At 41.7% G+C, this 18,523-nt stretch carries 16 protein-coding genes; 12 read left to right on the top strand and 4 right to left on the bottom strand.

What is annotated here, in order from left to right; genetic code table 11:
• The first annotated feature begins 22 nt into the window (after positions 1–22).
• The 3 genes from DEO27_RS05295 (at position 23) to DEO27_RS05285 (ending at position 2,582) form a co-directional block, all read left to right on the top strand.
• Positions 23–361: a BlaI/MecI/CopY family transcriptional regulator gene (locus tag DEO27_RS05295; protein WP_410505399.1), complete on the top strand. Its 339-nt coding sequence runs from the start codon at positions 23–25 to the stop codon at positions 359–361.
• Positions 358–2,064, top strand: a complete 1,707-nt coding sequence (locus DEO27_RS05290) for a M56 family metallopeptidase (RefSeq protein ID WP_112574087.1) — start codon at positions 358–360, stop codon at positions 2,062–2,064. The genes DEO27_RS05295 and DEO27_RS05290 overlap by 4 nt, the downstream gene beginning before the upstream one ends.
• A 275-nt stretch (positions 2,065–2,339) precedes the next feature.
• Complete coding sequence (locus tag DEO27_RS05285) at positions 2,340–2,582, top strand: hypothetical protein (protein WP_121810747.1); 243 nt, start codon at positions 2,340–2,342, stop codon at positions 2,580–2,582.
• Positions 2,583–2,937: 355 nt separating this feature from the next.
• Here the strand turns inward: DEO27_RS05285 and rsmG are convergent, their stop codons facing one another.
• The 3 genes from rsmG to DEO27_RS05270 are packed head-to-tail and all read right to left on the bottom strand — an operon-like array spanning position 2,938 to position 5,271.
• The gene (gene rsmG / locus DEO27_RS05280; protein ID WP_112574089.1) at positions 2,938–3,564 is read right to left on the bottom strand and encodes a 16S rRNA (guanine(527)-N(7))-methyltransferase RsmG; all 627 of its coding nucleotides are present in this window, start codon (positions 3,562–3,564) and stop codon (positions 2,938–2,940) included.
• Positions 3,554–4,159: an RNA polymerase sigma factor gene (locus DEO27_RS05275; protein WP_112574090.1), complete on the bottom strand. Its 606-nt coding sequence runs from the start codon at positions 4,157–4,159 to the stop codon at positions 3,554–3,556. The genes rsmG and DEO27_RS05275 overlap by 11 nt, the downstream gene beginning before the upstream one ends.
• On the bottom strand, positions 4,150–5,271 hold the full coding sequence (locus DEO27_RS05270) for a glycosyltransferase (protein WP_112574091.1): 1,122 nt from the start codon (positions 5,269–5,271) through the stop codon (positions 4,150–4,152). Before DEO27_RS05270 ends, DEO27_RS05275 begins: the two co-directional genes overlap by 10 nt.
• A 222-nt stretch (positions 5,272–5,493) precedes the next feature.
• Here DEO27_RS05270 and tgt point away from each other — a divergent pair, with 222 nt between their 5' ends.
• From tgt to DEO27_RS05245, 5 genes are all read left to right on the top strand, one after another.
• Complete coding sequence (gene tgt / locus DEO27_RS05265) at positions 5,494–6,624, top strand: tRNA guanosine(34) transglycosylase Tgt (protein ID WP_112574092.1); 1,131 nt, start codon at positions 5,494–5,496, stop codon at positions 6,622–6,624.
• A 66-nt stretch (positions 6,625–6,690) separates the two neighbouring features.
• Positions 6,691–7,794, top strand: a complete 1,104-nt coding sequence (locus DEO27_RS05260; RefSeq protein WP_112574093.1) for an LptF/LptG family permease — start codon at positions 6,691–6,693, stop codon at positions 7,792–7,794.
• Positions 7,794–8,696 (top strand): DMT family transporter, encoded by a 903-nt coding sequence (locus DEO27_RS05255; RefSeq protein ID WP_112574094.1) that lies wholly within the window; start codon positions 7,794–7,796, stop codon positions 8,694–8,696. Before DEO27_RS05260 ends, DEO27_RS05255 begins: the two co-directional genes overlap by 1 nt.
• A gap of 1,008 nt (positions 8,697–9,704) precedes the next feature.
• Positions 9,705–9,983, top strand: a complete 279-nt coding sequence (locus tag DEO27_RS05250; RefSeq protein ID WP_112574095.1) for a lipopolysaccharide assembly protein LapA domain-containing protein — start codon at positions 9,705–9,707, stop codon at positions 9,981–9,983.
• Positions 9,984–9,986: 3 nt separating this feature from the next.
• Positions 9,987–10,874, top strand: a complete 888-nt coding sequence (locus tag DEO27_RS05245; protein ID WP_112574096.1) for an NAD(P)-dependent oxidoreductase — start codon at positions 9,987–9,989, stop codon at positions 10,872–10,874.
• Positions 10,875–11,269: 395 nt separating this feature from the next.
• On the opposite strand, the gene ispE is transcribed toward DEO27_RS05245, so the two are convergent.
• Positions 11,270–12,070: a 4-(cytidine 5'-diphospho)-2-C-methyl-D-erythritol kinase gene (gene ispE, locus DEO27_RS05240; protein WP_112574097.1), complete on the bottom strand. Its 801-nt coding sequence runs from the start codon at positions 12,068–12,070 to the stop codon at positions 11,270–11,272.
• A gap of 178 nt (positions 12,071–12,248) precedes the next feature.
• Here ispE and DEO27_RS05235 point away from each other — a divergent pair, with 178 nt between their 5' ends.
• From DEO27_RS05235 to DEO27_RS05220, 4 genes are all read left to right on the top strand, one after another.
• Positions 12,249–13,070, top strand: a complete 822-nt coding sequence (locus DEO27_RS05235) for a thymidylate synthase (protein WP_112574098.1) — start codon at positions 12,249–12,251, stop codon at positions 13,068–13,070.
• A gap of 244 nt (positions 13,071–13,314) precedes the next feature.
• Positions 13,315–13,797, top strand: coding sequence for a dihydrofolate reductase (locus DEO27_RS05230; RefSeq protein ID WP_112574099.1), 483 nt, complete (start codon positions 13,315–13,317; stop codon positions 13,795–13,797).
• 114 nt (positions 13,798–13,911) lie between these two features.
• A complete protein-coding gene (gene secDF, locus DEO27_RS05225; RefSeq protein ID WP_112574100.1) occupies positions 13,912–16,902 on the top strand; it encodes a protein translocase subunit SecDF in 2,991 nt (996 codons plus the stop codon).
• A gap of 237 nt (positions 16,903–17,139) precedes the next feature.
• Positions 17,140–18,453, top strand: a complete 1,314-nt coding sequence (locus tag DEO27_RS05220) for an NAD(P)/FAD-dependent oxidoreductase (protein ID WP_112574101.1) — start codon at positions 17,140–17,142, stop codon at positions 18,451–18,453.
• Positions 18,454–18,523: the final 70 nt, after the last annotated feature.

Raw genomic sequence — 18,523 nt, 5'->3', positions numbered from 1 at the left:
AACCAAAGCCGAAGAACAGGTAATGCAAATACTATGGCAGCTGAAGGAGGCCATTGTTAAAGACATTATTGAGGAAATGCCGGAGCCCAAACCAGCTTATAACACCGTATCAACCGTGGTAAGGGTGCTTGAAGGCAAGGGTTTTATTGACCATAAGGCCTACGGAAACTCGCATGTTTACTTCCCTTTAATCAGCGATGCTGACTACAAAAAGTTCACTTTTGATAAGATGATGACTAACTATTTCAGCAATTCGTATCAAAGCCTGGTATCATTCATTGTTGACGAAAAGAAGATCAGCGTAAAGGAACTGGACGAGTTAACTTCATTAATTGATAAACTTAAAAACGAAAAACAATGAACTGGCTGCATTACCTCCTGGAGGCAAATTTGTACCTCTGCATATTTTATGCGGTATATTGCCTGTTTCTGAACAAGGAAACACACTACACCCTAAACCGTGTATACCTTTTACTGAGTTGCGTAATTTCGTTTGTATTACCGGTGGTACAAATTGGCTGGCTAAAAGTAACTGAATCGCCTACTACCACTTTTATTATACCACGCAACGGTAAGCAAGCTATTGATCATAAACTGGCCTCGCAACCTGCCTCAAGCCTTCAGGAACTGCTGCTTTACGCTTATATATTGGGTGCAATAGTGCTTACGACGGTACTTTTAGTAAGATTATACCAGCTGGCCAAACTTACAAAAGCCACCAAAACTTTGGTTCATGATAAGTATAAACTTATAAGCATTGAAGGTTCAAATACAGCTTTCTCCTTCTTCAATTATCTTTTTATCGGCACAAAAACACAAGCAAACAATATCATAATCAGGCACGAACTGGTGCATATCCGTCAAAAACACTCGGCAGATATTGTTTTCCTGGAGCTGATCAAGATCCTAAACTGGTTTAATCCGCTGATTTATTTACTGCAGATAAGCCTGAAAACTATACATGAATATATAGCTGATGAGCAAACAGCTGCACAGGAAAGCGACGCCCTAAGCTATTCATCATTTTTAGTAAGCAACGCTTATGGATTAAACGGTTCATCCCTCGCGCATTCATTTTTCAATTATAACTTATTAAAAAAGAGGATAATCATGTTAAACCAAAAACGTTCGGGGAAATTAGCCAGGCTAAAATACCTCGTGGCCGTACCCATAAGCGCCGGCCTACTTTGCGCGTCGACCTTAGTATTCAGTAAAAGCTACGGATTTATTGATCTGATGCCTAAACAGCAGATCGTTACCCCATCGGCAAATGCACAAACAAGTTCTGCTGATACAATAAAAGCAGATCCAATTCGCATAAAAAAAGAAGATCGTACCTCAAAAGGTTATCAATACGAGGAAACCGGTTATCTGGTTAACAATAAAACCGATTACAGGGTGATCATTACCGAAAAAAACGGAGAACAGAAAGAATACTATAAAAGCAAAGCAACACCAGAGGAATTGGCTACGCTGAAAAGTAAATATGGCTATACCTTCCCTAAAATGATGATCTACCCAAAACTTCCGCCACCGCCACCTGCGCCTCCTGCTCCGGGCAAAAAAACTAAAGGCATTGATGCTAAGGTCCCGCCGCCACCGCCAAATCCGGAAAAAGTAAAAAAGGCGCCCAAGGTGGTAAAAGTTCAGGAAGCTATTCCTGTAGGCGAGCCTATAGCCCCTGCACAACCTTCAGCATCAGCGAAATTGCCGCCGCCACCGCCACCTGCAGATCCGATGGACCCGCTTTACAAATACATAGCTAAGCATGTAAGGTACCCGGCTGCAGCACGCAATAACCGCATTACAGGCCAGGTAACGGTGGGTTTTAAGCTAAGCAACGGAAAAATAAACGGGGTTAAAGTACTTAAATCTGCTGACCCTCAAATAGACAAAGAGGTAGCAAGAGTAGTGAGTGATTTTGATGGCAAACTCGCAGGCTTAAACCAGGGTGATTATACAGTTACCGTAGCTCTTGAACTGGCAACTTCAAATGATAAGTTTATATCTAACAATATCGACAAAGAAAAAAGTCAGGTTGTTGTTGTTGGGTATGTAGACTAAATTATTCTATTTTTCCAACTAAATTCATTGCCGATCGGCCTAAAACCGTCCCGGCAATTTTTTGCGTAAAGCCCATTCCTCCTTTTTAAAGTATCCTTTTTTTAAACTTTTAAATATTTCATTAACTATTTAAAAGTTTGTAACTTAGTTATATATCTTACAGATTTTAACCAAACAAGGGAAACCTATCCAAATACGCTTTGTTTAGTTTATACCAATTATACTTCCTGAGCCTTACCGGTAACCTGATTTATTCAATTTTTAAACTTGATAATATGAAAAGGTTTGGTATCATTTTAGCAATTGTGGGCATTGTGATGCTCATTGCAGGCAACTTCTTCTATCACCATACTATCAACGCTGTAGATAGTTCGGGCAGTTCAATTATTACCTTAGGAGTAAATGGCGGATGGACTTTTAAACTACCTGTTTTTGCAGGTGGTGCTTTGTTTTTCCTGGGATTTGTTTTCTGGGCTGCGTCACGCACTGATAACCAACACCACGATCATTTGATATAAAAAAGGAGTGGATTAGTTGCATTTAGTGCGGCTAAAATCCATCAACTTTTGAAAATAAAATTAGACCGGGTGCAGAGGGACTGTCCTCCTGAGCTTGTCGAAGGGCGCGCGCAGAGGCCACCCCACTATGTTTTCGACAGGCTCAGCATGACACCCTATTTTAATTGAATCAGGAACAAAAACGGAGGAGTTTTTTCGCCTGTATAGCGGTTGTGGATATCAATGAAGATCCTTTGCTATCGCTCAGGATGACAGCAATCTTCAAGCCCTATAATTAACAAAGGCTAAGGATTTTCCGTGAAAATCCTTAGCCTTTGTATACTTTACAGCCACTCAGCATAACAAAAAAAGGGTATTACCCCTTCACGTAAATCACCTGTTTGGTTTCAAAAAACTCTTCTTTAAAGTAATCTTTCAGATGATATTGAACAACTTTTAAACCCGATTCTTTGATCTCCTGATCAAGGTCGCCTCCTTTTAAATAAAGGATTCCGTTGGGCAATTTATTGTTAGATTCTTTGTTAAACTTACCTTTTACCCAGGGATAAAAATCTTTTAATTGGGTAACGGCGCGCGATACTACGAAGTCAAATTTGTCGTCAATTTGCTCTGCTCTTGCATGTGATGCCTTTACATTTTTAAGGCCTAAAGCCGCTGCAACTTCGGTAACAACCTTGATTTTTTTCCCGATAGAATCAACCAAATGGAAGCGCGTTTCGGGAAATAAAATAGCCAAAGGAATACCCGGAAAGCCCCCGCCGGTGCCTACGTCAAGTACATTTTCGCCGGGTAAAAAGGTCATAACCTTGGCAACTCCAAGCGAGTGAAGTACGTGACGCTCGTACAAAAGATCAATATCTTTGCGCGAAATTACGTTGATCTGGCTGTTCCAATGTTCATATAACGCTGGCAGTTTTTCAAATTGCGCGCGTTGTTCTGTACTTAAATCAGGAAAATATTGTAGAATTATTTCAGATGTCATCCCTGTTAAAACGGTTAATAATATTACCAAGCAGGTATCTCGCCCTAAATAATTGGGCCTTTACAGTCCCTAACGGAAGGTCGAGCTGCTGGGCTATTTCCTCGTACGAAAGCTCATCAAAGTAGCGTAAAGTAATGAGGTTTCTGTAACGTGTAGGCAAGCTTTCTATCAACAATTTCAGCTCCTGGGTTTGTTGCTTTTTGATAGAAGTTTCTTCCGGATTGAGAATATCTGCCTTAATTTGTAATGGCTTTTCGTCTCCGTCATCATCCATCATGCCATGGATAGACATGGTGGTCAGCTTTTTTTTGCGGATAAAATCAATGCAATTGTTAGTTGCCACCCTAAAAAGCCAGGTGCTAAAAGCATAATCAGGCTGATATTTTTCAAGTTTTTCAAATGCTTTGGCAAAGGTTTCAACCGTTAAATCCATCGCGTCTTCTTTGTTGTTTACCATCTTCAGCACCATAAAGTAAATCGAATCTTTATAACGGTGCATCAGATCGGCGTAGGCTTTCTGATCTCCTTGCCTGGCTTTCACTACCAAGTGAAAATCATTCTTCGCATTCTCGGTAAAGTTGGCGTTTATTTCCATTGAGTAGTTTTTAAAAAGGTACCGATCAATCCAAAAACATTTAAATACATATAATATAATATGTCAAAAAAGGGAAGATACCACAAGAGGTCTTTAGCATCCAGTTTTTTAAATATACGATTATAAATGGCCGCTTGTAATATCAATCGAAAAACGCACAAACCTAATGCCAGTAACGGCTCATACCCTAAAATAAGGAATAATATTAATAAAATATAAAATATAAATCCACTTATTGCGTCAAAACTAAGCATGCGCCTGTGCTGGTTTTTATACAGTTTACCTACCCCCATGTGGCGTTTTTTTTGCTTAAACCACGATTTAAAAGTGGTTTTAGCCTCGGTAAACATGAAGGATTCGGGGTTTAATTCAATAACTGTGTTATCGGCAGTGGCATGCTGATTAACAAAAAGGTCATCATCGCCCGATATTACATGCATATGCGATGCAAAGCCTTTTGCACTAAAAAATAGAGATTTTGTATACGCCAGGTTACGGCCAATACCCATATAAGGATCACCTGTTAAAGCGCTTGACAGATAACTTGTGGCTGTTTTTATTGTTTCAAAACGTGTAAAAGTGTTAATAAAACCGCCGGCCTTAATATAAGGTGAATAACCTAACACAATTTGTACACCGCTGGTAAAATTGGCTGCCATCCGGCTGATCCAATTTTCGGAAGCGGGCTTACAATCGGCATCGGTAAATATAAGGTACTCGTTTTTTGAGGCCTTGATCCCCAATGTAAGGGCAAATTTTTTCCCGGTTTTAAAGCGGTCATGCTCTGTAATGGTAACCACTTTAAGATGCGGGTATTGCTTTTGCAGGTCTTCAAGTACTTCGTCGGATGCATCATACGAGCAATCATTAATAACAATAACCTCAAAATCGGCGTACTTTTGCTCCAGTATGGCCGGAAGGTTTTCCTGTAAGTTGCGAGCTTCGTTGCGGGCGCTTATAATAACCGAAACAGGGATCATAACCTGCGGCGGCAGCCCCTCAGCGGGTTTAAAGCCTGCAAGGCGGGTATGCCTGCTTACCAGATAATACAGCTGAACTATAAAACAAAGCTGAAAAAGAATAAAAAGCGCGTCGTGTAAGTACGTTTCCAAACAAAAAAAATAATGAGGCAAATTTGTTAAAAATCAATGAAATTAACTGCCAATATCAGCGTTAATTTGAAGTTTAATATGCTCTTATTTTATTCCCGTAAAATAAAGGCCATTAATTAACATGGTTTTAATATTCAGCACCTTTATAAATAGCTTTTATCGTAATGACGCCCTTGAAAGAACGGTCGGGAGGCTTTTTTTTGCTAATTTTGCAACCCTAAAATGAAATTTAACTTAACAGCACAAGATCCGCTTTCAAAGGCCCGCGCCGGCGAGATCACTACCGACCACGGTACTATACAAACCCCGATATTTATGCCTGTAGGTACTGCAGGTACTGTAAAAGCAGTGCATCAACATGAGCTTAAGCAGGATATTTCAGCGCAAATTATACTTGGCAACACTTACCATTTATACTTGCGCCCCGGGTTAAATACCCTTGAAAGTGCCGGAGGGCTGCATAAATTTAATGGCTGGGACGGCCCTATCTTAACCGATAGCGGCGGCTACCAGGTATATTCATTAACCGAAGTACGTAAAATTAAAGAGGAAGGCGTTACTTTTCGCTCGCATATCGACGGATCAAAACACCTCTTTACGCCCGAAAATGTTATGGATATTCAGCGCATAATTGGCGCCGATATCATCATGGCGTTTGACGAATGTACTCCATACCCATGCGATTACAACTATGCCAAACGATCAATAGAAATGACCCACCGTTGGTTGAAACGCTGCTGCGACAGATTCGATAGCACCGAGCCAAAGTACGGTTACAGCCAAACACTTTTCCCTATTGTTCAAGGCTCGGTATATAAAGATTTGCGCGTACGCTCAGCCGAAGTTATTGCTTCTTACGAGCGTGAAGGCAATGCAATAGGTGGCCTTTCTGTAGGTGAACCAGCCGAAGAAATGTATGCCATGACCGAAATTGTATGCAATATATTGCCACAGCAAAAACCGCGTTATTTAATGGGTGTAGGCACGCCTGTAAACATCCTCGAAAATATAGCCCTTGGTATTGATATGTTTGATTGTGTTATGCCAACCCGTAACGCGCGTAATGGGATGCTTTTTACAAAAAACGGCATCATCAACATCAAAAACGAGAAGTGGAAAAACGACTTCTCGGCCATTGAAGATGACAGCGATTTGTTTTCCGACAGGGATTACAGCAAGGCGTATCTCCGTCATTTAATTCATTCCGGAGAGATGCTTGGCGCACAGATTGCAACCTTGCATAATTTGCATTTTTATTTGTGGCTGGTTAAAGAAGCGAGAAAAAAAATCATTGCAGGCGAGTTTTACGACTGGAAAAATATGATGGTAAAACGCCTGGGACAACGCTTGTAAGCAATTAAAAATTTCAGAGATTTTAACTCAAAAATGAACATCAAAAAATCAAAAAAATACCGATAGATGAAAGCTTTTTTTCATAGACATTTAAAGATCATCGATAGGTTTATTATCGGAAAATACCTGGGTACTTTCATCTTCACCATGGGCATTTTTATGGTGATATCTGTGGTATTTGATGTATCGGAAAAGCTGGATAACTTCCTGAATAAACACGCCAGCTTTCACGATATTGTATTCAGATATTACGCCGGGTTTGTTCCGTTTTATTTGAACATGTTGTCGCCGCTGATCAACTTTTTGGCTGTAATTTTCTTTACAGCCAAGATGGCAAATCAGACAGAAATCGTCCCGATCCTGAGCGGAAGAGCAAGTTTCAACCGCTTTTTACGACCATATGCAATTGCTTCTACTATCATATTTGTGGTGTCATTTTTTGCAAATGTTTACCTCATTCCGTATACAAACCGCCTCAAAATCGATTTCGAAAACGCCAACGGCATGATGGATAACGACCCCACCAAGCTGGAAGTACACATGCAAATTGACAAACATACCTTTGTTTATCTTGCCAACTATGATGAAACAACACACCTTGGATATAATTTCATCATGGAAAAATTCAACGGCGATACGTTAAGGGAAAAGCTAATCGCCGATAGGATTCAGTATGATTCTGTAAAAAGAAAGTGGTCGCTTATGTCATACAGCGTCAAATATGTGAACGGAATGAAGGAGCAATTTATCAAAAGTGACGCGCCAAAAGATACCGTTTTAGACATGCACCCGAGCGATTTCATTGTATATGATAACGTATACCAGGCGATGTCATTAAGCGACCTGAACAAAAATATCGACAAAGAAAAACTGCGCCGGCCCGAATATTTAAAGGCCATTTATTTTGAAAAATACCACCGGTTTGTGTACCCTTTATCGGCGTTTGTGCTCACGCTAATTGGCGTTTCCATATCATCAAGAAAGGTACGCGGAGGCGTTGGTTTACCACTGGGTATAGGTATATTATTATGCTTCGCCTATATTATATTAGAGAAGTTTGCCCTGGTATTTTCGATAAAAGGGGGCATGTCTCCATTGATCGCCGTTTTCATTCCTAACATCATTTTCGGTATTTTAGGCTATTACCTACTTTTAAAAGCACCTAAATAGTGGCACAAAACACCCCTTCTACCTTAAATAAGAACCTAATTATCCTTCATTTTACGGTTTTTGTATGGGGATTTACAGGAATTTTAGGCGCTTTGATCAGTATTTCGGCCGTACAATTGGTATGGTTTAGGGTACTTATAGCCTTTGTTTCGTTGTTTTTGTATTTCAAATTCAACAAAACCGATTTTAAGATCGATAAAAAATCACTGATAAAACTGGTACTTACCGGCGCAATTGTAGGTGCTCATTGGATCCTTTTTTTCGCCGCAATCAAACTTTCAACCGTCGCGGTAACGCTGGTTTGCCTTTCATCCATCACACTTTTCACGGCAATTTTTGAGCCGCTGATCAATAAAAAAAGCATTTCAAAACTGGAGATCCTGGCCGGGCTTTTAATTATTACCGGCATCGTTTTGATTTTTAAATTTGAAAGCAGATACACTAAGGGTATAATAACCGGGCTCTCGAGTGCCGTTTGTGCAAGCCTTTTCTCTATCATAAACTCGCGCCAGGTACAAAAAATACAAGCTCCTGTCATTGCATTTTACGAGCTTTCCGGCGCCTTCGTATGGATCTCCATATACCTGTTTATAACCTCGGGCTATACCCGGGCCATGCTGTTGAAGCCCGCAGATATCGGTTACCTGGTACTGCTTGGAACGGTGTGCACATCGCTCGCTTACGTTGCGGGTGTATCCGTAATGCGCGAACTGTCGGCCTTTCGGGTGGCGCTCATCACCAACCTTGAACCGGTGTACGGTATCATCATGTCGTTCATTTTTTTTGGAGACATCAATAAAATGACCCTGGGATTTTGGGGTGGCGCAGTCCTTATTTTATCTACAATTTTTTTATACCCCGTAGCGCAGAAGCAAATTACCAGGAGTAAAAACCGCGTCTGATTTTTTCATTTTCCACATCCTCACTTCATAAAATCGGTTACCAAAAAAGTACTTCCGCCGGCTATCGGACAGCTGTTTTAAAATTCAAATCTTTCCTGTATTTATAATTTCCAGCCCCAAATAGGGGCAAATTCCCCATACCAGTTTTGGCCATTTTTAGCCCCTCAGAGCGATTCTAATTTTTTTGGGTATTCCGGGCTCAATCAACACTTCAGCGCAAAATAGCGACAAAATCCATTTTTTACTTAGTGTATCAAATTAAAATCACAAAATCATACAGTCAATTTCATAAAATTGGATTTCATTCGATTATTTTAAACTTTAAAAGTTAAAATATACATTTAATTAACAAAAATATAAAACTAAAAATGAGATATTTATATTGTTTATATAAACAATAAATCAACAATAAGCAAGCTAAGTAAAATCATAAAAAACTAAAAATATTAGTAATTAAAATTATCGCTTTTTAAAACAACTATATAATTTTAATAATCAAATAATTAAATCATATTACATAAGGTAAAAGTTTCAATCAAGGTAAATACAGCAATGGTTTTACAAAGTGTAGTGAAGTAATTATTCAGGAATCAAAAAAAATCAGCGCATCTCTCCTGCTTGTATACAGAGCTCGCCTTCGTATTGATTTTTTTTCACTCTCGTACGATTGTGCCGGAGAAATTTCAGGCATCAAAATTTGCCAAAACCACAAGCTGCGGGAAAGTTGGGTGCACAAATCTTAGCCCTGAAAAAATAAGGCGCAACGTTTTATGCGGCTCGACCTACTTCTGTTTTGGGAGCGTTATCATTGGCCAAACGAAATGCCGAAATCTTAAAAGCAACGAGAATACCCCACACTGTAGGCAGCAGTAAATAAGTGGAGGTAAAAAGACAAAGATTCCTACCGCTCCGGCTCAATCAGATTTCGGGACATCAATTTACCGGAGATCAATTTTTATTAAACATTTAAAAAGCGGATATTGTATTACTCTAAAACCAACATTCATCATGAGCATTAAAACTATAGTCATTGTAGCCATCGCAGTTTTGCTTACCATCGTCCTGATGCAAAACACAGATGAGGTTTACTTCAAATTTCTGTTCGCCACTTTCAGGGTATCTAAACTAATGATGATGCTTGTAGTTGCCATAACGGGTTTTGTGCTCGGCCTGATTGTCGCCTGGCCCAAAAAACAGAAGTATGATATTGAAGGGTATCATGACGCCCTACACAAAAAAGACAACACCGATACACTAAGCGACGAAGACAGGGAATACATCAGCTAACATATGAAAACAAGAATTGGATTTATAGGCCTTGGCCACATGGGTATCAACATGGCCAAAAACCTGATCGACTCGGGGTACCACCTACAGGTTTACAATCGTACACTTTCAAAGATTGACGAGCTTGGCACCGACAACGTAACCAGGTGCCTGAGCCCTGCCGAAGCGGCCGCCGACGTGCCATTTTTAATCACAATGGTGTCGGATGATGAAGTGTTGCGAGAATCGGCTGTAGGCGACGGCGGAATTTTAAAAACGCTACAGCCAAATGCTGTGCACATCTCCATGAGCACAATTTCGCCCCAAACTTCGGAGGAACTGGCTAAATTACACGAGCAGGCCGGTAGCCGTTATCTCGCCGCTCCGGTGTTCGGCAGGCCCGAAGCAGCCGGGGCACGTAAGCTTTGGATCTGTGTTTCGGGCGACGAAAGAACCAAGACCGACGCCCGCCCTATCCTTGATTTATTAGGTCAGGCGGTAATAGATTTTGGCACCTCAGCAGGTGGCGCAAACGTGGTTAAAATAGCCGGCAATTTCATGATCATGGCATCCATGGAAATGATGGCCGAAGCATTTACCCTCGCCGAAAAAAATGGACTGAGCAGAACTCAGGTTTCCGAGTTTTTTGGCTCCACACTTTTCAACGCTCCTATCTTTCAAAACTACGGTAAGCTTATAGCCGGTAAACAGTATGAGCCGGTAGGCTTCAAGTCAAAATTGGGCTATAAAGACGCGCGTCTTGCATTCAAATTATCGCAGACAAGCGAGATGCCTATGCCAATCGCAAACGCCGTACACGGCCGCTTATTAACCGCCGTAGCCAAAGGCTGGGGCGAGAGCGACTGGGTAGAAGGAATAGCACGCGGAGTAAGTGAAGACGCGGGGCTTTGATTTATTTTCGATTTCGGATTTCGGATGTTCAATTTCGGATTTTTTGATTGACGGATTTCGAGATTGATGCCCGATATAAAATTAAGATGCCGGATGAGGTATTGATCGTTCTATTGATCAATATACCATCCGGCATTTTTGTGTGTAATGGAGCAAACAAAATTGCTTATCTGATAACCTCATTTTAAGACTTACGAAGTTTTAAAAACTTCGCAAGTCTGTTTAACAGCACCACGTCATTGCGAGGCACGAAGCAATCCCAAACTGTACAGAGTCGCTCTGTAAATCGGAGATTGCTTCGTTCCTCGCAATGACGCTTTTTTTACCTCAAGGCAGCTTCTAAAATCCAGCTAATTCCGAAATTGAACATCCGAAATCCGACATCAACAATGATATCATAAATAGAACACTTCGTTCTCCGTTTCTAAAAATTTCAGGTCGGGTGTATCTGCAAAAATCCCGAATACAGACGCGCCGGTTCCGCTCATGCTGGAGTAGATGGCGCCGGCTTCATAAAGGGTAGCTTTGATACCTCGGATCTCCACGTGATTTTTAAACACGGTTTGTTCAAAATCATTTTTGATAAACTTCTTCCAGTCGGCTATTGGCTCGTTGATAAGATCAAATAACGACTCCTTTGCAGGAGCAGGTTGTATGCCCCTGAAAGCCTCGCCGGTTGATACGTGAACAGGTGGCATTACCAGCACTATTTTATAAGCCGACAGATCCAGTTTAATGCTCTCAAATTCGTCGCCACGCTCAAAGGCAAACACCGGTTTATTCTCAATAAAGAAAGCACAGTCAGCACCGAGACGGCGGGCGTAATCTGTCATCTCATCAACAGATAAATCAAGCTTAAATTCGTCGTTCATCAGCCTGATAAAAAAAGCAGCGTCGGATGAGCCTCCGCCCAACCCAGCGCCTATCGGGATATGTTTATGCAAGTGGATGCTAACCGGCGGCAAATCGAAATCTTGCTTCAGCATGTGGTAGCCTTTAACGCACAGGTTATCCTCCATTAGTCCGGGAATATCAAGACCAGTTGAGGTAAAGCTGAGCTTGTCGCTTTTTACTACTTCAAGGGCGTCTTTAATATCAATAGGATAAAAAATGGTTTCGAGATTATGATAACCATCCGGCCGGCGTTCGGTAATATTGAGGCCGATGTTTATTTTTGCATTCGGAAATAAAATCATACAAAGTAATTAACACGTGATGTATTTGCTAACATCCGTAGGAAACCAAAGGTAGATTATTTTTCTTTGCCCTTTGAAAATGTTCATTAGTTCATTGGTTCAATAGTTCATTGGTGTCCTATCCAATAAACCTGTATACCACTCACCTAATCAACAACTCACCTAATCAACTAAAAAAATGAAACAGTATCTCGACCTGATGAGGCATGTGATGGAAACCGGCGCGCAAAAGCATGACAGAACCGGCACCGGTACGGTAAGTGTGTTTGGCTACCAGATGCGTTTCAACCTTAAGGATGGTTTCCCGATGGTGACCACCAAAAAGCTCCACCTCAAATCTATTATTCACGAGCTCATCTGGTTTTTGAGCGGCGACAGCAATATCCGTTACCTGAAAGAAAACGGCGTACGCATCTGGGATGAATGGGCCGACGAGAACGGCGATCTTGGCCCGGTGTACGGCAAACAGTGGCGCTCATGGCCAACGCCAGATGGCGGTCATATCGACCAGATTAAACAAGTGGTAAACCAGCTTAAAAATAACCCCGACTCGCGCCGCATCATTGTATCGGCATGGAACGTTGCCGAGGTTAACCAGATGGCCCTGCCGCCGTGCCATAGCTTGTTCCAGTTTTACGTAGCTCCGCCCGATACTACAAAGGGCGAAACTAAAGGAAAGCTCTCTTGTCAGCTATACCAAAGGAGTGCTGATATATTTCTGGGAGTTCCGTTCAACATTGCGTCTTATGCCCTGCTCACCATGATGATGGCGCAGGTATGCGATCTTGACCTTGGCGACTTTGTACACACCTTTGGCGATGCCCATTTGTACAACAACCATATGGAGCAGGCACGTCTGCAACTAAGCCGCGATCCGCGTCCGTTGCCAACCATGAAAATCAACCCGGAGGTTAAAGATATCTTCTCGTTCAAGTTTGAAGATTTCACGCTCGAGAACTATGATCCATGGCCACACATTAAGGCGGAAGTGGCGGTGTAATCATTTGTTCATTGGTTCATTGGTGCTTACCTATGGCCAGACTTAAGAATTAATAGAATTTCACTATCCTTACAAAAATAAACTAAACGTCATTGCGAGGCACGAAGCAATCCCTGATTAGCAGAGCAACTCTGTATAGTTTGGGATTGCTTCGTGCCTCGCAATGACGCTTTGAAAAACATAGCTAAAAAAAACACACGGGTTCATCTGCTTAGCACCAATGAACCAATGAACTAATGAACTAATGATACTAAGCATCATCGTAGCCATAGCCAAAAACCATGCTATTGGCAAAGACAATAAACTACTCTGGTACCTGCCTAACGATCTGAAACATTTCAAGGATGTTACTTCCGGGCATACCGTGATCATGGGCCGCAAAACTTTTGATTCTGTTGGTAAGCCTTTGCCTAAGCGCCGCAATATTGTTGTTACCCGTCAGGCCATCAGTATTGAGGGTTGCGAGGTAGTGCCATCTATTGAGGCAGCCATTGAGCTTTGCAAAACCGAGGAAGAAGTTTTTGTTGTTGGCGGGGCCGAGATCTACCGGCAGTCTATTCCGCTTACAAACCGCATATATCTCACCATAATAGACCAGGATTTTGAAGGGGACACATTTTTCCCGGAGTTAAATCCTGATGAGTGGCAGGAAAAAGATCGTGAAGATTTTGAGCCCGACGAAAAAAACAAGTATAAATATTCGTTTATCACACTTGAACGTCGGTAACATTTTTTGTCATCATTTTGTTTTAATTTAAAATTTTGTCCTTACGAAATTTTATTAGATTTGCTGCCTTATTAAAAAAGCTTATAAACTAATTTATTACATATTACAAATTCAATGCAAGGCAAAGGGGTTATTAAATTTTTCGCCATACTACTGGCAGTGGTGTGCTTATACCAGCTATCATTTACGTGGGTGGCCCATAAAGTTGAGAGTGATGCCAGGGAATACTCCAAAGGAGATTCTACAAAAGAGAAAACTTATTTAGATTCGATCTCTAACCAGCCGGTATATCCGCTGTTAAAACATGACTATGCTTATGTAAAGCAAAGGGAAATTGCATTAGGTTTGGACCTTAAGGGTGGTATGAACGTTACCATGCAGATCCAGCTTGATGAACTTGTTAGGAAAATCGCCAATAACAATCCTGATGCTACTTTTAACCAGGCTTTGGCTAATGCCGATAAATTACAGGCTAACGCTCAAACCAACCAGAAAGATTACATCGCGTTATTTGTAAGCGAATACGAAAAGCTAAACCCTAACGGTAAGCTTGCCGCCATCTTTTCAACAAAAGATAACCAGGACCACCTGAAGTTTAATGCTTCAAACAGCGAGGTTAAAACTTACCTTGAGGATCTGGCTTCAACAGCGGTTAAACAATCATTTACTGTTTTGAACACCCGTATCAACCAGTTTGGTGTAACCCAGCCTAACATTCAGTTGCAACAAGGTTCAAACAGGATTTTGGTTGAGTTGCCAGGTGTTAAAGAGCCGGAGCGTGTTCGTAAATTGCTTTCAGGTTCGGCAAAATTGGAGTTTTACGAAACTTTTGACAACGCTGAGGCTTACCAATACCTGATCAACGTTGATAACCTGCTTGCAGCTAAAAGCAAAACAGCTAAAGCCGATACAGGTAAATCAGCAAAAGCTGATACTACTGCTAAACTTGCTGCCGGAAAAGCAGATACTGCTAAAGGTAGTTCATTGTTAAGCAAGGTTCAGAAAAACGCTGCTAAAAACGATACTTCAGCTGCTTCATTAAGCAAAACAAAATTGGCTTCACAGCACCCGCTGTTTGCTGTAATGTCATTAAATGTTGGCCAGGGTGCAAACGGTCAGCAGCAATTAGGCCCTGGCCCGGTTGTTGGTTATGCTCCATTACAAGATACTGCTAAAGTTAACTCATACCTGCACAGCGCGGATGTTTTGGCGGTTATCCCACGTAACATCAAATTTTTGTGGGAAGTAAAACCGGTTAAAAACACTAAAACTTTCGCCTTATACGCTATTAAACTTACCGGTGCTGATAATGGCCCTGTACTGTCAGGCGACGTAATTAACGATGCCCGTGCTGATAACGACCAGAAAGGCAGCCCCGAGGTTGTGATGATCATGAACTCAGAAGGTGCTCAAAAATGGCGTGCCGTTACTGCCGAAGCATCATCTGGTACTAACAAAAAAGCTATCGCCATCGTATTGGACGATAACGTATACTCTGCTCCTACTGTACAAAACGAAATTTCAGGTGGTGTATCGTCAATCTCTGGTAACTTCACCATTGATGACACCCGCGACTTAGCCAACGTATTAAAAGCTGGCCGTTTACCTGCTCCTGCTCACATCGTATCTGAGTCAATTGTAGGTCCGTCATTAGGTCAGGAAGCTATTACTGCAGGTATCACTTCAAGTGTTTTAGGTTTGGTGGTAGTGTTGATCTTCATGATTGCTTACTACAACCGTGCAGGTACTGTAGCGGTAGTTGCGGTAGTTATCAACATCTTCTTCCTGATGGGTGTATTAACCAGCTTAGGCGCGGTATTAACTGTACCGGGTGTTGCAGGTATCGTATTAACCTTGGGTATTGCGGTAGATGCTAACGTATTGGTTTACGAACGTGTACGTGAAGAGCTCGGCTTAGGCAAATCATTAAGGGTTGCTGTTTCTGACGGTTTCAAACACGCTTTACCTTCAATCCTTGACTCACAGATCAGTACATTCCTTACCGGTTTAATCCTGTTTGTGTTCGGTTCAGGTCCTATCCAGGGCTTTGCAACTACTTTGATGATCGGTATCGCTACTTCATTGTTCTGTTCATTATTGATTTCAAGGGTTATATTTGAGTGGATGCTTGATAAAGGCATGGATATCAAATTCTCTAACCCATGGAGCTCACATACCTTTAAAAATGCAAACTTCGCGTTCGTAAAAAACCGCGGTAAGTTCTACATTTTCTCAGGCTTGTTCATTGCTGCTGGTTTGGTATCTATCTTCACCCGCGGCTTTACCTACGGTGTTGACTTTGAAGGAGGCCGTAACTACATCGTTAGCTTCCCTAACAAAACTGTTACTACCGAGCAGATCCACGAGGCCATTGATGCTACTTTAGGTCGCAGTACCGAGGTTAAAACCATGGGTACCGATAAATTCAGTATCACAACCAACTACCTGTTTAATGATAACTCAACCGCTGCAGATGCTAAAGTACGCGCTACATTGGTGAGCACATTAGCTAATAAAGCCGAAACCAAAATCAGCGACAGCAACATTTTGGGTGGTTCAAAAGTAAGTGCTACCATTGCCGATGAGTTAAAAACATCAGCTATTTATACTGTATTGTTTGCCATCTTCGTGATCTCGGCTTACATCCTGATCCGTTTCCGTAAATGGCAGTTCAGCTTAGGCGCGATGATCGCTACAGCTCACGATGCGCTGTTGGTATTATCGTTCTTCTCATTGTTCAATGGTTTCCTTCCATTCTCATTGGATATTGACCAGGCGTTTATCGCGGCTATCCTTACAGTTATCGGTTACTCGATTAACGATACCGTGGTAGTATTTGACAGGATCCGTGAATTCCTTGAGCACTCTAACAAAAACGAAAAACCAGAAGAGGTTATCAACAAAGCCATCAACAGTACATTAAGCCGTACCATTATCACTGCTTTAACCGTGGTATTCGTATTGTTAGTATTGTTCATCTTTGGTGGTGATGTGATCAAAGGCTTCTCATTCGCGTTATTAATTGGTGTTCTTTTCGGTACATACTCGTCGATCTGTGTGGCAACACCGGTAATCGTTGACTTTGGAAAGAAAGACCTTAAATAAAATAAAGTTTAAATAACTGAAAGGCTCCAAAGTAATTTGGGGCCTTTTTTGTTATAGCCCAATCGCAACAAAAAATATAAAAACAGCCGACAGTGGGTGTTGCATATCGTAAACAATGAGGTATAATTGCACTGTACTTCAGTATGCATCAGCATTGGCGGCACGGTGATTGTGCAACACCTGTATAATAGATCGCAAGTGTCTGTAAAAGAATAATTTTTTAATAATAACCTGCTCATGAATACATCCAATAATTCCAAATTTCCTTTAGTAGTGATAGTGGGCGGCGGCTTCGGCGGTCTGCAGGTGGCAAAGCAACTAAAGGACAAACCGGTTGACGTTTTGATGCTTGATAAGCACAACTACCATACATTTCAGCCCCTGTTATACCAGGTGGCTATGGGCAGCCTTGAATCGGAGTCGATAGCTTTTTCATTAAGGAAGAATTTTGCCAGTCAGAAAAACTTCCGGTTTAGGATTGCTGAGGTAACCAGGGTTGATGCGGATAGCAACATGCTCGAAACAACCATAGGCAATATAGCTTATGATTACCTGGTAATAGCAACCGGCTCAACCACCAACTTTTTTGGCAATAAGGACATCGAGCATTATGCTATGCCGATGAAATCAATCCCTGAGGCGCTGAACCTCCGGTATTCTATTTTGCAGAACATTGAGGAGGCCCTGCTTAAAGTTGGCAAGGCCGAGCGCGATCCTTACCTTACCTTTGTGCTGGTAGGAGCCGGACCAACCGGTGTTGAGCTAGCAGGCTCGCTTGCCGAGCTCCGAAACCACGTTTTAACCAAAGATTATCCAGAACTCAAGAAAGAGGATATGAAGGTTTACCTGGTCGACTTTTTGCCGAAAGTACTTGGGCCTTTTTCCGAGCAGGCATCAAACGCCGCACGCACTTTCCTCTCCAATATGGGCGTTGAGGTGCTAACCGGCGTAAAGGTGGAAAGCTATAATGGCGAAGAGATTAAATTTGAAGGCGGTAAAACCATCCGTACCAAAAACGTGATCTGGAGTGCCGGAGTTATGGGTGTTATTCCCGAAGGTTTTGATAAGGACGCTATTGAACGTGGCAATAGAATAAAGGTAGATAGCATTGGTCGCGTAGCTGGCTTTAACAATGTGTTTGCAATTGGCGACGTAGCAGCAATGATCACCGACGAAACGCCTAAAGGACACCCCGGTGTGGCACAGGTAGCGATACAGATGGGGCAGCATGTAGCTAAAAACATCATTCATATCATCAACGGCGAACAAACCTCACCTTTTAAATACAATGATAAAGGCTCGTTGGCAACCATTGGCCGCAATAAAGCGGTGGCCGATTTGGGTAAAGTAAAGTTCCAGGGATTTTTTGCATGGCTGGTGTGGATGTTTGTGCACCTGATATCGCTTTTAGGAGGCCGTAACAAGGTGATCGTATTCATTAACTGGGTATCGAGCTATGTGACCTATAATGGCGGTACAAGGCTTATAATCCGCAAATTTGAGCGCGAAGGCTTAACGGAAGATCAGCATTTGCCTAATACGGTTGATTAGTTTAAGCTGCAAGTTCTAAGTCCTAAATCAGAAGTTTTAAGTTGGACGTTTTATGTTTTGTAAACTAAAT

It is taken from the genome of Mucilaginibacter rubeus (genome assembly GCF_003286415.2).
In the GTDB taxonomy this organism is placed as follows: Bacteria; Bacteroidota; Bacteroidia; order Sphingobacteriales; family Sphingobacteriaceae; genus Mucilaginibacter; species Mucilaginibacter rubeus_A.
This window is presented reverse-complemented; position numbering and strand designations above follow the sequence as displayed.